Annotated in this window: 11 protein-coding genes; 10 read left to right on the forward strand and 1 reads right to left on the reverse strand. The window is 71.8% G+C overall.

What is annotated here, in order from left to right; genetic code table 11:
- The first annotated feature begins 69 nt into the window (after positions 1-69).
- The 5 genes from QOM21_RS13530 (at position 70) to QOM21_RS13550 (ending at position 7,456) form a co-directional block, all read left to right on the forward strand.
- Positions 70-1,473, forward strand: a complete 1,404-nt coding sequence (locus tag QOM21_RS13530) for a class II fumarate hydratase (protein WP_407550146.1) — start codon at positions 70-72, stop codon at positions 1,471-1,473.
- A gap of 56 nt (positions 1,474-1,529) precedes the next feature.
- Positions 1,530-2,252 carry a DUF402 domain-containing protein gene (locus QOM21_RS13535; protein WP_407550147.1) on the forward strand — a complete coding sequence of 241 codons (723 nt, stop codon included), beginning with the start codon at positions 1,530-1,532 and terminating at the stop codon, positions 2,250-2,252.
- Between the two features lie 197 nt (positions 2,253-2,449).
- A complete protein-coding gene (locus QOM21_RS13540) occupies positions 2,450-3,133 on the forward strand; it encodes a class I SAM-dependent DNA methyltransferase (protein ID WP_407550148.1) in 684 nt (227 codons plus the stop codon).
- A 47-nt stretch (positions 3,134-3,180) separates the two neighbouring features.
- Positions 3,181-5,838: a SpoIIE family protein phosphatase gene (locus QOM21_RS13545; protein ID WP_407550149.1), complete on the forward strand. Its 2,658-nt coding sequence runs from the start codon at positions 3,181-3,183 to the stop codon at positions 5,836-5,838.
- A 154-nt stretch (positions 5,839-5,992) separates the two neighbouring features.
- Positions 5,993-7,456, forward strand: coding sequence for a catalase (locus tag QOM21_RS13550; RefSeq protein WP_407550150.1), 1,464 nt, complete (start codon positions 5,993-5,995; stop codon positions 7,454-7,456).
- Between the two features lie 82 nt (positions 7,457-7,538).
- On the opposite strand, the gene QOM21_RS13555 is transcribed toward QOM21_RS13550, so the two are convergent.
- On the reverse strand, positions 7,539-9,806 hold the full coding sequence (locus QOM21_RS13555; RefSeq protein ID WP_407550151.1) for a transglycosylase domain-containing protein: 2,268 nt from the start codon (positions 9,804-9,806) through the stop codon (positions 7,539-7,541).
- 246 nt (positions 9,807-10,052) lie between these two features.
- Between QOM21_RS13555 and QOM21_RS13560 the strand changes: the two genes are divergently transcribed.
- The 5 genes from QOM21_RS13560 (at position 10,053) to QOM21_RS13580 (ending at position 15,053) form a co-directional block, all read left to right on the forward strand.
- The gene (locus tag QOM21_RS13560; protein ID WP_407550152.1) at positions 10,053-11,042 is read left to right on the forward strand and encodes an SPFH domain-containing protein; all 990 of its coding nucleotides are present in this window, start codon (positions 10,053-10,055) and stop codon (positions 11,040-11,042) included.
- Positions 11,039-11,323 (forward strand): hypothetical protein, encoded by a 285-nt coding sequence (locus tag QOM21_RS13565; protein WP_407550153.1) that lies wholly within the window; start codon positions 11,039-11,041, stop codon positions 11,321-11,323. The genes QOM21_RS13560 and QOM21_RS13565 overlap by 4 nt, the downstream gene beginning before the upstream one ends.
- 108 nt (positions 11,324-11,431) lie before the next feature.
- Positions 11,432-11,956 (forward strand): PadR family transcriptional regulator, encoded by a 525-nt coding sequence (locus QOM21_RS13570; RefSeq protein WP_407550154.1) that lies wholly within the window; start codon positions 11,432-11,434, stop codon positions 11,954-11,956.
- Entirely contained in the window at positions 11,953-12,642 is a 690-nt protein-coding gene (locus QOM21_RS13575; RefSeq protein WP_407550155.1) for an ABC transporter ATP-binding protein, read from the forward strand. Before QOM21_RS13570 ends, QOM21_RS13575 begins: the two co-directional genes overlap by 4 nt.
- A complete protein-coding gene (locus tag QOM21_RS13580) occupies positions 12,639-15,053 on the forward strand; it encodes an ABC transporter permease (RefSeq protein WP_407550156.1) in 2,415 nt (804 codons plus the stop codon). Before QOM21_RS13575 ends, QOM21_RS13580 begins: the two co-directional genes overlap by 4 nt.
- Positions 15,054-15,104 lie beyond the last annotated feature (51 nt).

Genomic DNA, 15,104 nt, shown 5'->3' on the forward strand with positions numbered 1-15,104 from the left:
TCCGGGTGATATCGGTGGCCGGGCGGCCCGAGTGGGAACAGATCGTGGATTGCGGGCACTGAGATAGGTATGAGCGAGAACAGCAGCCCCGGCGACTTCAGGACCGAGCACGACTCCATGGGGGAGGTGCGGGTGCCCGCGCACGCGAAGTGGCGGGCGCAGACGCAGCGCGCGGTGGAGAACTTCCCGATCTCCGGGCAGCGGCTGGAGCGGGCGCACATCGAGGCGCTGGCGCGGATCAAGGCCGCGGCGGCCAAGGTCAACGCCGACCTGGGAGTGCTGGACAAGGAGGTCGCGGAGGCGATCGTGTCCGCGGCCGGGGAGGTCGCCGACGGCCGCTGGGACGAGCACTTCCCCGTCGACGTCTTCCAGACCGGCTCCGGCACGTCGTCGAACATGAACACCAACGAGGTCGTCGCGACGCTCGCGACCGAGCGGCTGGGCCGCCCGGTCCACCCCAACGACCATGTCAACGCAAGCCAGTCCTCCAACGACGTCTTCCCCTCCTCGATCCACATCGCGGCGACCGCGGCGGTCACCCATGACCTGATTCCGGCGCTGGAGCATCTCGCGGCGTCCCTGGAGCGCAAGGCGGAGGAGTTCGCCGAGGTGGTGAAGTCGGGGCGTACGCACCTGATGGACGCGACGCCGGTGACCCTCGGCCAGGAGTTCGGCGGGTACGCGGCGCAGGTGCGGTACGGCGTCGAGCGGCTGCGGGCGTCGCTGCCGCGGCTGGCCGAACTCCCCCTGGGCGGCACGGCCGTGGGGACGGGCATCAACACCCCCGAGGGCTTCTCCGCCGCGGTGATCGCCGAGGTGGCGCGCGCCACCGGGCTGCCGCTGACCGAGGCCCGCAACCACTTCGAGGCGCAGGGCGCGCGCGACGGGATCGTGGAGACCAGCGGGCAGTTGCGGACGATCGCGGGCGGCCTGACCAAGATCTCCAACGACCTGCGCTGGATGGCTTCGGGCCCGCGTACGGGCCTCGCCGAGATCAGCCTGCCCGATCTGCAGCCCGGCTCGTCGATCATGCCGGGCAAGGTGAACCCGGTGATCCCCGAGGCCGTCCTGATGGTCGCGGCCCAGGTCACCGGCAACGACGCGACGGTGGCCGCGGCCGGCGCCGCGGGCAATTTCGAGCTGAACGTGATGCTGCCGGTGATCGCCAAGAACGTGCTGGAATCGGTGCGGCTGCTCACCCGTGCCTCGCGCCTGCTGGCGGACCGTACGGTCGACGGCATCACCCCGCATGTCGAGCGTGCCCGGGAGTACGCCGAGTCGTCCCCGTCGGTGGTCACCCCGCTCAACAAGTACCTCGGCTACGAGGAGGCCGCGAAGGTCGCCAAGCGGTCGCTGGCCGAGCGCAAGACGATCCGTCAAGTGGTCATTGACGGCGGTTACGTCGAACGTGGCGTGCTCACCGAGGAACAGCTCGACCAGGCGCTGGACGTGCTGCGGATGACGCACCCGTAACACCCGGTGCGGCTCAGATCACGGCGCGCGTAACTCCGCGCGCCTAAGATCTGCTCATGACAGCGGACATGGTGGACACGACGGAAGGCGAGACGGCCGGCACCCGTGAGACGGCCGGTTCGGCAGGGCGAGGGCGCTGGGCGCCGGGCGATCACATCCTGTGGCGCTATCGCGACAACGCCGAGGGCGACCGGTTCCACATCTGCCGTCCGATGACCGTCGTCCAGGACACCGAGGAGCTGCTCGCGGTGTGGATGGCACCCGGCACCACCTGCGTCAAGCCGGTGATCGCCGATGGCACGCCGGTGCACCGCGAGCCGCTGACCACCCGCTACACCAAGCCCCGGCGCACCGCTCGCGATCACTGGTTCGGCACGGGTGTGCTGAAGCTGGCCCGGCCGGGCGACCCGTGGTCGGTGTGGCTGTTCTGGGAGCGCGACTGGCAGTTCAAGAACTGGTACGTCAATCTGGAGGAGCCGCGCCGCCGTTGGTCGCGCGGTATCGACTCCCAGGACCACTTCCTCGACATCTGCGTCTACCCCGACCGGCACTGGGAGTGGCGGGACGAGGACGAGTTCGCGCAGGCGCAGCGGGACGGTCTGATGACGTCCGCGCAGGCCGCCGAGGTCAGGTCCGCCGGGCGCGCCGCGGTCGCGCACATCGCGGCCTGGGGCGGGCCGTTCGGGGACGGCTGGGAGGACTGGCGGCCCGATCCGGCGTGGGAGGTGCCCAGGCTTCCGGAGGACTGGGACCGGGCGCCGGACCGTTTGCGGTCGTGAGGGCGGGTACGCGTCCAAGGTGAGGGAAGGGGCGAACCATGGAAAGGTGCGCCCTTGGGCGATGCTGTTTCTCCCGGGCCGATCCCCCTTGCTGTGCCGGGGGTCTTCAAACGTAGGATCGTCCTCCGCAAGACTGCACAGGCGCAACTCCAGAACTGGACAACGAACTTGACTGCGGTCGCAGGAGGGGCGAGGTCGTGAGCGCTACGAGCTACGACGGATATGAGGGCCTGAACCGGTTAGCACTGGACCGGGCCGGCCAGGCCGAGGCGTTCGACGCGATCGGTGACCGGTACGACGAGGCCTTTCCGCACAAGGAGGGCCAGCTCGCGTCGGGCGCCTGGCTCGCCGACGCGCTGCCCGCAGGCTCGCGCATCCTGGACCTCGGATGCGGTACGGGCGTGCCGACCGCTCGGCAGCTGTCCGACGCGGGACACCGCGTGGTGGGGGTCGACCTTTCCCCCGCGATGATCAAACTGGCCCGGGACAACGCCCCGGCCGTCGAATTCCACCGGCTGGACATCGCCGATCTGCGCAACGGCCGGCTGGGCGGCCCCGGCTCCTTCGACGGCATCGCCGCCTTTTTCGCGCTCCTGATGCTGCCGCGTGCGGAAATCCCTTACGCGCTGCGCATGGCGCATGATCTGCTACGACCGGGCGGCCTGCTGGCCCTGTCCATGGTCGAGGCGGATGTCGACGACTTCACGATTCCGTTCCTGGGCAACTCGATCCGGGTATCGGGTTATCTGCGGGACGACCTGCGCCGAGTCGTGCACGACGCAGGCTTCGAGGTCACCGGGGAGGACTCGTATGCGTACGCCCCGGCGAGTACGGACGTACCACCCGAGATCCAGCTCTTTCTGCACCTGCGACGCGCTTGAGACGCCGCGCGTCAGCCGCGCAGCCCCGGACGGATGGAACCCCACGCGTGACGGAGCACCCCACCTCCCCCGAATCGCGGCAGTCGGCCCCGACCGCCGCGTCTTCGGTGTCCCCTTTGCGGGGGCCCACCGGTACGGCGCCGCTCGGCGCGGTCCCCGACCCCCGCAGCGCCCTGCAGCGGCCGGCCTCGCCGGGGTTCGCCCCGGTTCCCGGTACGGGCTTCGCCGTGCGCGGGGGTGACGACATCGGCATGCACGGCGGCGCCGGGGACCCCGCCGGCCCGGCCGCGCCCGGGTTCACCGGCGCGGTCGCGGCGTGTGCCGGTGCGGCCGGTGGCCGGGACGACGAGCCGGTCACCGATCACGGGGCGGCGGAGCGCGACGCGGCCGCGGACGCCGGCCGGGACGCCGCCGGGCACGCGACGGGCCGCGACCCGTTGAGCTCCTACGGAAACTCCTACAGCTCCTACAGCGACCCGTATGCGGAGGTGGCGATGCCGGTGTCCGGACGGCCGGCCGGAGTGCCGGACGCGGATCGCAACGCGGCCCGTGGCGCCGCGGACCGGGGCCGCGAGGACACGTCCCCGCCGCCCGCTCCGCATGCCGGCCGGGCGGCCGAGGAGGGCGGCGCGGACTCCGAGCGGGCCGCCGTACGCCACGCCGCCGTCGGCCGCGCGGGGACGCCCGAGCCGGGCGAGGAACCGCGGCCCGGCGGCAACGGCATCGGCCGCCCCCGCGAGGGCGGCAGGTCGGGCCGGTCCCGGCCGCGTGACGCCGATCCGTCCGGCCCGCCGTCGGTACCGCCGCCGGCGTCCCGCGGCGGTGGCCCCGATCCGGCGGGAGCGCGCGGCGGGGACGCGGCGCGGGCGATGGCCGGTGGCGGCGGAGCCGCCGTGCCGCCGCAGCAGAGCGCGGAGGCGCCGTCGGCTCCCCCGGCCAGGTCCGGGCATCCCGGCGAGAGCGGGGAGGTGGCAGCGGCCCGGCAGGCGGGCGGCGACCGGCTGCGCTTCATCGGTGCGGCGACCCGGCGGATCGCCCGCGGCATAGACCTCGACGAGATCGTGCTCGGCCTGTGCCGGGCGACGGTCCCGACGTTCGCCGACGCGATCCTGGTGTACCTGCGCGATCCGCTGCCGGTCGGCGACGAGCGGCCGACCGGTCCCGTGGTGCTGCGGCTGCGCCGTACCGACCGCATTCCGGAGGAGCCGGACACCAACGGCGCCCGGCTCCCGGTACTGCCCGCGCAGCCGGACCTCGGGCCCGCGATGGGCGGCAGCGCTGCCGAACTGGCCGAGGTGCGGCCCGGCGGGCCGCTGGCGGAGGTGCTGCGCGGCGTGCGGCCGCTGTTCGGTGAGGCACAGGCGGCGCGGACGGCGCTGCCCGAGCTGCTGGGCCCCGACACCCGGCTGCCCGGCGGGCATCGGGTGATCCTGGCGCCGCTGCGGGGCCGCCGGCGGGTGATCGGTGCGGCGGTGTTCCTGCGCCGCCCGGACCGGCCGCCGTTCGAACCGGACGATCTGCTGGTCGCGGCGCAGCTGGCGACGCACACCGCACTGGGTGTGGACAAGGCCGTGCTCTACGGCCGCGAGGCGTACATCGCCGACGCGCTGCAGCGCACGATGCTGCCGGACTCGCTGCCGCAGCCCACCGGCGTGCGGCTGGCCAGCCGCTATCTGCCGGCCGCGGAGACCGCGCGGGTGGGCGGCGACTGGTACGACGCGATCCCGCTGCCGGGCAGCCGGGTGGCGCTGGTGGTCGGCGACGTCATGGGCCACTCCATGACCTCCGCGGCGATCATGGGGCAGCTGCGGACGACGGCACAGACGCTGGCCGGTCTGGATCTGCCGCCGCAGGAGGTGCTGCACCATCTCGACGAGCAGGCGCAGCGGCTGGGCTCGGACCGGATGGCGACCTGCCTCTACGCGGTGTACGACCCGGTGGCGCACCGGATCATCATCGCGAACGCGGGGCATCCGCCGCCGGTGATGCTGCACCGCGGCGGCCGCGCGGAGGTGCTGCGGGTGCCGCCGGGCGCGCCGATCGGTGTCGGCGGGGTCGATTTCGAGGCGGTGGAGCTGGACGCCCCGGCGGGCGCCACGCTCGTGCTGTACACCGACGGCCTGGTCGAGTCGCGGATCCGGGACGTGTGGACCGGCATCGAGCAGCTGCGGGAGCGCCTGACGGAGACGGCCCGGCTGACGGGCCCCAATCCGCCGCCGCTGGAGCCGCTGTGCGACGAGGTGCTGGACATGCTGGGTCCCGGCGACCGCGATGACGACATCGCGCTGCTCGCGGCCCGGTTCGACGGCATCGCGCCGAGCGATGTCGCGTACTGGTATCTGGACCCCAAGGCCCAGACCGCCGGTCAGGCGCGCCGGCTGGCCCGGCGGGCGCTGGCGCGGTGGGGCCTGGACGAGCTGACCGACCAGCTGGAGCTGCTGGTCAGCGAGGTGGTGACGAACGCGGTGCGGTACGCGGAGCGGCCGATCACGCTGCGGCTGCTGCGGACGGACGTGCTGCGCTGCGAGGTGGGCGACGACGTGCCGCAGCTGCCGCGGCTGCGGCAGGCCAGGCCGTCCGACGAGGGTGGCCGCGGGTTGTACCTGGTCAACCGGATGGCGCGACGCTGGGGCGCGACCCGGCTGAGCATGGGCAAGGTCGTCTGGTTCGAGCTGTCGATGCCGCCGGGTACACCGCGCGCCTGACCGCGCACCGTCCCACATATTGGACCCCGTCCGAGATCGGACGGGGTCCAACTCTTGCCGACATGCCGTCGGCGGAGTTGACTGCTTGAGTGGACAAATAGGGACCGACCGACCACTCATCCCCTGCAGTCGTCCAACGGGAGGCATTCCTCCAATGACCAGCTCCGCGCACAACGTCCCGCGCACCACGACCAACGCCGGCGTTCCGGTGGAGAGCGACGAGCACTCGCTGTCGGTGGGGCCGGACGGCCCGATCCTGCTCCAGGATCACTACACGATCGAGAAGATGGCCCAGTTCAACCGCGAACGGGTCCCCGAACGTGTGGTGCACGCCAAGGGCAGCGGCGCATACGGCACCTTCCAGGTCACCAACGACGTCAGCCAGTTCACCAAGGCGGACCTCTTCCAGCCGGGCAAGAGCACCGAGATGCTGGCCCGCTTCTCGACCGTCGCAGGTGAGCAGGGCTCCCCCGACACCTGGCGCGACCCGCGCGGCTTCGCGCTCAAGTTCTATACCGAGCACGGCAATTACGACCTGGTGGGCAACAACACCCCGGTCTTCTTCGTCCGCGACACGATCAAGTTCCAGGACTTCATCCGGTCGCAGAAGCGGCGCCCGGACAACGGGCTGCGCGACAACGACATGCAGTGGGACTTCTGGACGCTGTCGCCGGAGTCCGCCCACCAGGTCACCTGGCTGATGGGCGACCGCGGCATCCCCAGGACCTATCGCCACATGAACGGCTACGGCTCGCACACCTACATGTGGGTCAACGACGGCGGCGAGAAGTTCTGGATCAAGTACCACTTCAAGACGGACCAGGGCATCGACTTCCTCACCCAGGAGGAGGCCGACCGGATCGCCGGCGAGGACGCGGACCTGCACCGCCGCGATCTGTTCGACGCCATCGACAGCGGCAACGCGCCGTCCTGGACGCTGTATGTGCAGGTCATGCCGTTCGCGGACGCCCCGGACTACCGCTTCAACCCGTTCGACCTGACCAAGGTGTGGCCGCACGGCGACTACCCGCTGATCGAGGTCGGGCGCATGACGCTCAACAGGAACCCGGAAGACTTCTTCATCCACATCGAGCAGGCGGCCTTCGAGCCGTCCAACCTGGTGCCGGGCATCGGCCCGTCCCCGGACAAGATGCTGCTGGGCAGGCTGTTCTCCTACCCGGACACCCACCGGTACCGCATCGGCCCGAACTACGCGCAGCTGCCGCCCAACCGGCCGCACGTCCCCGTCCACTCGTACGCCAAGGACGGCCCGATGCGCTTCGACCCGGCGCGGGTGGCCCGGCCGTACGCACCGAACTCCTACGGCGGTCCGGCGGCCGACGTCGCGAACTACGGCGAGCCCGCGGGCTGGGAAACCGCCGGGGAGATGGTGCGCGAGGCGTACACCCTGCGCCGCGAGGACGACGACTTCGGGCAGCCGGGCACGATGGTCCGCGAGGTCCTCGACGACGCGGCCCGCGACCGGCTGGTGGGCAATGTCGCCGGCCATCTCCTGAACGGTGTGAGCGGCCCGGTGCGGGAGCGCGCGTTCCAGTACTGGCGCAACATCGACAAGGGCGTCGGCGACCGTATCGCCAAGGCGGTCAACGGCGGCTGACCGCAAGTCCGCCGACCGCACAACACCGCGGCCCCCGCATCGATGCGGGGGCCGCGGTGTGTGTGGCAGCGGCGCGAGGCCGTCAGTCGAAGCCCGGCAGACCGTTGGCGCCGTTGCCTTCGGGATCGTCGCCGGTGTCGCCGCCTTCGGTGCCGCCGTTCGGCGGTGCCGGGCCGGACGGCGTCGTGGAGGGCGGGATCGACGGCGTACCGCTCGGCGTGTGCGACGGCGTCCCGCTGGGCGTCGACGGTGTCTGCGAGGGCGTGTTGCTCGGCGACTCGGGCGTCGACGGCGTCTGCGACGGGGTCTTCGTCGGCGGCGGGGTGGTGGTCGGGGGCACTCCCGCGCCGAGGTTCGTGTCGAGGTCGAAGTCGGCGCCGGTGTTGCCGCCGAGCGCGCCCGCGGTGTAGTCGGCCCACACCCTGGCGGGGTAGCCGCCGCCGTTGACGCGGCCGCCGCCCCCGACGCCCTTGAGCGTGACCTGGGCGCCCTGGCGGACCTTGTCGTCCGACGCGGCCGCCTCACCGAACATGCCGACCGCGGTGACCAGCTTGGGCGTGTAGCCCACGAACCAGGCCGACTTGTTGTCGTCGGAGGTGCCGGTCTTGCCCGCGGCCTCGTAGTCGGTGTTCTTCACGGCGTCCGAGGCGGTGCCGTCGTTGACCACGCCCGTCAGGACCGAGGTGAGGGTGTCGGCGGTCTTGCGGGACAGGATCTGCTCGCCGATCGGGTCCGGCAGCTGCTGCTCCTCGTCGGTGCCGTGCACGGCCTTGGTGACCAGCGCCGGGGTGACCTTCTTGCCGTGGTTGTCGAGCGTCGCGTAGGCCCCGGCCATCTGGAGCGGGCTGGCTCCCATGGTGCCCAGGGTCATGGCCGGCTTGACGTCCATCTTGCCGCCGTCCATGCCCAGGCCGACCGCGGTCTTCTTGACCTGCTCCAGCCCGGCGTCCTGGCCCATCTGCGCGAAGACGGCGTTGACGGAGTTGTTGGTCGCGGTCTGGACGCTGATCTTCCCGTACTCGCGCTCGTCCTCGTTGGGCGGCGCGAAGGGAATCGTTCCGCCGACGACCGGGCGGCGGTTGCTGCCGTCGTAGACCGTGTCCGGGGTGATCGGCTCGCCGTCCTGGGTGGTGGCGTTGTTCTCCATGGCGGAGGCGAGGATCAGCGGCTTGAAGGTGGACGCCGGCTGGTAGTCCGAGCGCAGCGCGTTGTTGGTGTAGTGCTTGGTGTAGCCCGCGCCGCCGTACATCGCCACGATGTGGCCGGTCTCGGGGTCCACCGAGGTGGCACCGAGCTGGGCGTCGGCGTCGACCTTGCGCTTCTTGGGGTCGAGGTCGTCGGTGAGCTTGTGCTTGACGGACTTCTCCAGCTGCCGCTGCTTGTCCTTGTCGATGCCGAGGGTGACGGTCCAGCCGCCAGCCTCGAACTCCTTCTCGTCGACGCCCTTGGCGAAGAGTTCCTTCTTGGCCGCCGTGATGAGGTAGCCGGTCTGGCCGTCGAGTCCGGGCAGCGGCTTGGGATCGTCCGGCTTGTCGAACTTCTGCTTCCTGCGCTCCGCCGCGGGGAGCCACTTCATCTCGACCATGTTGTCGAGGGTGTAGGCCCAGCGGTCCTTGACCCGGGCCTTGCCCGCGGCGGTCGCCGTGCTCCAGTCGTACTGGCTCGGCGCCTGGAGCAGCGAGGCGAGGTAGGCGCCCTGCGAGACGCTGAGCTTGTCGACGTCGACGCCGTAGTAGGCCTGCGCGGCGGCCTGGATGCCGTATGCGCCGCGGCCGTAGTAGCTGGTGTTGATGTAGCCCGCGAGGATGTCGTCCTTGTTGAACTTGTTGTCCACCTTGAGGGAGATGACGATCTCCTGGAGCTTGCGGCTGACCGTCTGCTCCTGGCTCAGGTAGTAGTTCTTGACGTACTGCTGGGTGATCGTCGAGCCGCCCTGCTTGCCCTGTCCCCGCAGGGTGTTCAGGATGCCGCGGGCGGTGCCCTTCAGGTCGACGCCGGAGTCCTGGTAGAAGGTCTTGTTCTCGGCGGCGACGAAGGTGCGCTGGACGTCCTTGGGTATTCGGCTGAGCGGCACGCTCTCGCGGTTGACCGCGCCGACCCGGGCCATGACCTTGCCGTCGGCGTACTTGTAGACGTTGCTCTGCGCGGTGGCCTGCTTGTTGCCGTCCGTCGGAACGTCCACGTAGAGGTACAGGCCGATGAAGCCCAGGATGCCCAGCAGGCATGCCCCGAGGAAGGTCCCGAGGATCTTCTTCCAGGTGAAGAAGCGGCGTATGCCGCCTCTCTTCTGTTTCGGTTTGGCCCGGCGGGCGCTCCCCTGCTGCGCCCTTCTCACATCCGCTCGGCCCATCGCTCCCGCAACTCCAGTCGTTCCGCCCCCGGATAAGTCAGCTGTCGAAGCTAACACCGCATCTGTCAACAAATACTCATCGATCAAGGCTTTTCCCGACGTGACAATCAGCACCCGATGCGGGGGAACCGGGACAGGGGTGTCATCCATCGCCCTGGACCCGCCGGGGCGGGACGGGGTAAAGTGCTATCACTTTGCTAGACCCGCGGCATCAGTTGCGCCGCACCGGAAGAAACGGGGACCCCTATGTCCGACCAGACGCCCACGCCCGACCGGGCACCTGCCGCTCCGGCCGCCGACCCCGGCGCCGACCTCGCCGTCGACGCTCCCGAGATGCCCCAGCCGCAGGTCCGCGAGACCGCCGCGCACAGCATCCCGGGCGGCGTCGCCCTGCTGCTGACCGTGCTCGGGGTCTTCCTCGGCATCGCGATCATCATCGTCGGCGGCATACTCGGCTCCGGCGGCAACAACGCGGCCGGTGTGCCGATGGTCGTCGTCGGCATCCTGCTGCTGATCGGCTCCTTCTTCTGCATGACCGGCGTGAAGATGGTCGCGCCGGGCGAGGCCCGGGTCATCCAGCTCTTCGGCCGGTACGCCGGCACGATCCGCACCGACGGCCTGCGCTGGGTCAACCCGCTCACCACCGCACGCAAGATCTCCACCCGCGTCCGCAACCACGAGACCGCGGTACTGAAGGTCAACGACGCCTACGGCAACCCGATCGAGCTGGCCTCGATCGTCGTGTGGAAGGTCGAGGACACCGCGCAGGCCCTCTTCGAGGTCGACGACTTCCTGGAGTTCGTCGCCACCCAGACCGAGGCCGCCGTCCGGCACATCGCGATCGAGTACCCCTACGACGCCCACGAGGAGGACGGCCTCTCGCTGCGCGGCAACGCCGAGGAGATCACCGAGAAGCTCGCCGCCGAACTGACCGCCCGGGTCCAGGCCGCCGGCGTACGGATCATCGAGTCCCGCTTCAGCCACCTCGCCTATGCCCCCGAGATCGCCTCCGCGATGCTCCAGCGGCAGCAGGCCGGCGCGGTCGTGGCGGCCCGCCAGCAGATCGTCGAGGGCGCGGTCGGCATGGTCGAGCAGGCACTGGCGCGGATCAACGAGCAGGGCATCGTCGAACTGGACGAGGAGCGCAAGGCCGCCATGGTGAGCAATCTGATGGTCGTGCTGTGCGGGGACCGGGCCGCCCAGCCGGTACTCAACACGGGCTCGCTCTACCAGTGAGCGAGGACACCCCCGAGGAGTCCGCCGCCGAGGGCGGCCGGGCACCCGCGCGACGGCCGCAGCAGCGCAAGCAGGTGCTGCTGCGGCTCGACCCGCTGATCCACGACGCGCTGGCGCGCTGGGCGGGCGACGAGCTGCGCAGCACCAACGCGCAGGTCGAGTTCCTGCTGCGCAAGGCGCTCGGGGACGCCGGGCGGCTGCCGAAGGGCGCGGGGGCGATTCCGCGGCGCGGCCGGCCGCCGAAGGGAGAGCCGCCCGCCGCCCCCTCGGACAGGAGCTGAGGAGGGGCTCGGGGTGGGCGAGCGGCCCCCCGGGGGACTGCGCCGGGACCCGGTCGCTATGCATGCCGCGTATACACTCCGGCTACACCCGCCGCGTAGAGTGGCCGCATGTCAATCGGTCATACGCTGCTCGGCCTCCTGGAGTCCGGCCCCCGCCACGGCTACGACCTCAAGCGGGCCTTCGACGAGCACTTCGGGCAGGACCGCCCGCTGCACTACGGCCAGGTCTACTCCACGATGTCCCGGCTGCTGAAGAACGGCCTGGTCGAGGTGGACGCGGTGGAGGCCGGGGCGGGTCCCGAGCGCAAGCGGTACGCCATCACCGACGCCGGGGTCACCGATGTCGCGCAGTGGCTCACCCGCCCCGAGAAGCCCGAGCCCTACCTCCAGTCGACGCTCTACACGAAGATCGTGCTGGCCCTGATGACCGGCCGCGACGCCGCGGAGCTGCTCGACACCCAGCGCTCCGAGCACCTGCGGCTGATGCGCGGGCTGACCGAGCGCAAGCGCACCGGCGACCTCGCCGACCAGCTGATCTGCGACCACGCGCTGTTCCATCTCGAAGCCGATCTGCGCTGGCTGGAGCTGACCGCAGCCCGGCTGGACCGGCTGGCGGAGGCGGTGCGCGCATGACGCCGGAGGGATCCCTGCTCTCCGCGGAAGACCTGCACAAGACCTACGGCCCCACCGCCGCGCTGGCCGGCGCGGAATTCTCCGTGCACCCCGGCGAGGTCGTCGCCGTGATGGGCCCCTCCGGCTCCGGCAAGTCCACGCTGCTGCACTGCCTCGCCGGGATCGTCCTGCCGGATGCGGGCACCGTCCGCTACGGCCCGCACACCCTCACCGGCATGAGCGACGCCCGGCGCAGCGCCCTGCGCCGTACCGACTTCGGCTTCGTCTTCCAATTCGGGCAACTGGTACCGGAGTTGACCGCTCTGGAGAACGTCGCGCTGCCGCTGCGGCTGAACGGCACCAAGCGCAAGGAGGCCGAGGCGCGGGCCGGCGAGTGGCTGGAGCGGCTGGAGGTCGACACCGTGCGCGACCGGCGGCCCGGTGAGATATCCGGCGGCCAGAGCCAGCGCGTCGCGGTCGCCCGCGCCCTCGCCGGCCGGCCCCGGGTGATCTTCGCGGACGAGCCGACCGGCGCCCTGGACTCCCTCAACGGCGAGCGGGTGATGGCCCTCCTGACCGACGCCGCCCGCGACACCCACGCCGCCGTCGTCCTGGTCACCCACGAAACCCGGGTCGCCGCCTACTCCGACCGCGAGATCGTCGTCCGCGACGGCCGGGTGAAGGACATGCTTGCGGGCGTGCGATGAGCCCGCTGCGCGCCCGCTCCGGCACCGACGGCGGACGCGGCACCGCCGAACGCCCGGCACCGACCGCCCTCCCCCGCACCGGACCCGCCGTCTGGGCCCGCGACCTCGCGATGGGCATGCGGTTCGCGACCCGCGGCGGCCGCGAGGGCTGGATCCGTACGGCCCTGACCGCCGCGGGCGTCGCCCTGGGGGTGGGCGTCCTGCTGCTCGGCGCGTCCGTGCCGTCCCTGCTGGACTCCTGGCACGGCAGGGAGAAGGCACGCGAGAACCTGGGCCAGGAGCACGACCCCCGGCCCGCCGACGACACCCTGCTCTACACCTCGGCGGACACCACCTTCCACGGCACGCAGATCCGCGGCCGGCTGGTGCGCCCGGACGGCGCACACCCGCCCGTGCCACCCGGCGTCGACCGCCTTCCCGGCCCCGGCCGGATGCTCGTATCGCCCGCCCTCGCCCAGCTGTTGGACTCCCCCGGCGGGGCGCTGCTGCGCGACCGGCTGCGCTTCGAGGTCGCCGGCCACATCGGCGACGAGGGTCTGCGCGGACCGAAGGAACTGACCTACCTCGCGCAGCCCGCCACCCTCCGCGAGGCCGACGGCTACCGCATCGACCACTTCGGCAGGAGCTGGCAGGCCCCTGCGCTGCGGGCCCCGGTCGCACTGCTGGTGGTCATGTCGAGCGTGGCGCTGCTGATGCCCGTCGTGGTCTTCATCGGCACCTCCGTCCGGTTCGGCAACGAACGCCGCGAGCGCAGGCTGGCCGCGCTCCGGTTGGTCGGCTCCGATGTCCCCACCACCCGCCGGATCGCGTCCGGCGAGTCGCTCTTCGGGTCTCTGCTGGGGCTGGCCGCGGGGGCCCTGCTCTTCCTGGGCGCGCGGCAGCTCGCGTCCGTGATCACGCTGTGGGATGTCAACGTCTTCCCCTCGGACGTGAGTCCCGGCCCACTGGCCACGACGCTGATCGTGCTCCTCGTGCCGATCGCGTCGGTCCTGGTGACGCTGTTCGCGCAGCGCGGCGTCACCGTGGAACCGCTGGGCGTGGTCCGCGACCGCGCCGCCGTCCGCCGCCGGCTGTGGTGGCGGGTGGCGCTGCCCGCCGCGGGCGCCCTGCTGCTGCTCCCGCTCGCCCGGGAGCGGCCGTGGACCGACACCCCGCTGAACACCGTCCGGCTGGCGGCCGGTGCGATGCTCCTGCTGCTCGGGGTCACCGCGCTGCTGCCCTGGCTGGTCGACGCGGTGGTGCGCCGCCTGCGCGGCGGCCCGGTGCCCTGGCAACTGGCCACCCGAAGGCTCCAGTTGAGCAGCGGCTCGGCCACCCGCGCGGTCAGCGGGATCACCGTCGCGGTGGCCGGCGCCATCGCCGTCCACATGCTCATGACCGGGATGCAGGCCGGCTACGCCGAGGCGTACGCGCGGTCCGGCAAACTCCCGCAGATCGGCCTGTGGGGCGGCTCCGGCAATTGGCCGCGGACCGAGCGCGCGCTGACCGCGCTGCGGGCCACCCCCGGTGTGACCGCGGTACGCGGCACGGTCGACGCGAACCTCGGCGCCATGCCCGTCGCGGGCCGGGACCCCGACCGCTCCCCCATGGCGACGGTCGCCGTCGGCAGCTGCGCCGAGCTGCGCAGGCTGGCCCGGGTCGGCTCCTGCCGGGACGGCGATGCCTTCGTCACCGACGCCCGGGAGAAGGACTCCCCCGTCGCGCCCGGCGCCACGGTCGATCTCAACGCCACGTTCACCCGGGAGGGCCCCGCGATCCCCCGGCCCTGGACGGTTCCCCGCACGGCCCGCACCACCCGGCTCCTCGCCCCCGGACACGGGCCCGGCCTCTTCTCCTACGACCTCCTGGTCACCCCGTCGGTGCTCGACACCGCCCGGCTGTCCTCCCCGAACATGGAGCTGAAGGTCGACTTCGACCGGGGAACCAAGGACGCGGTGGAGCACATCCGCAACACCGCCGCGCGCATCGACCCGACGATGACCGAGTACTCCACCCTCGACAATCCGCATGACGCGCAGTACTCCAGCGTCCGCGACGGCCTGTTCGCCGCCGCCGTCGTCACGCTGCTGCTGATCGGTGCGGGGCTGATCATCTCCACCGTCGAGCAGCTCCAGGAACGCCGCCGGCTGTTGTCCGCCCTCGACGCCTTCGGCACCCGCCGCGCCACGCTCGCCTGGTCGATCCTGTGGCAGACCGCCCTCCCGGTCACGCTCGGCCTGGGCCTCGCGCTCGGCTGCGGGCTCACCTTGGGCACCCTGCTGCTGACGATGATCGACACGGCGGTGACGGTGGACTGGCCGGTGGTGGCGGCGATGACCGGCATCGGTGCCGGGGTGATCCTGTTCGTGACCGCGCTGAGCCTGCCGGCCCTGTGGCGCCTGATGCGGCCGGACGGCCTGCGCACGGAGTAACCGCCCCCCGGCGGGGCCGCTTCGGCCTTGGGCTCCAGGGCGTGTCCGCCA

Source organism: Streptomyces sp. Pv4-95 (assembly GCF_045782725.1).
Classification (GTDB): Bacteria; Actinomycetota; Actinomycetes; order Streptomycetales; family Streptomycetaceae; genus Streptomyces.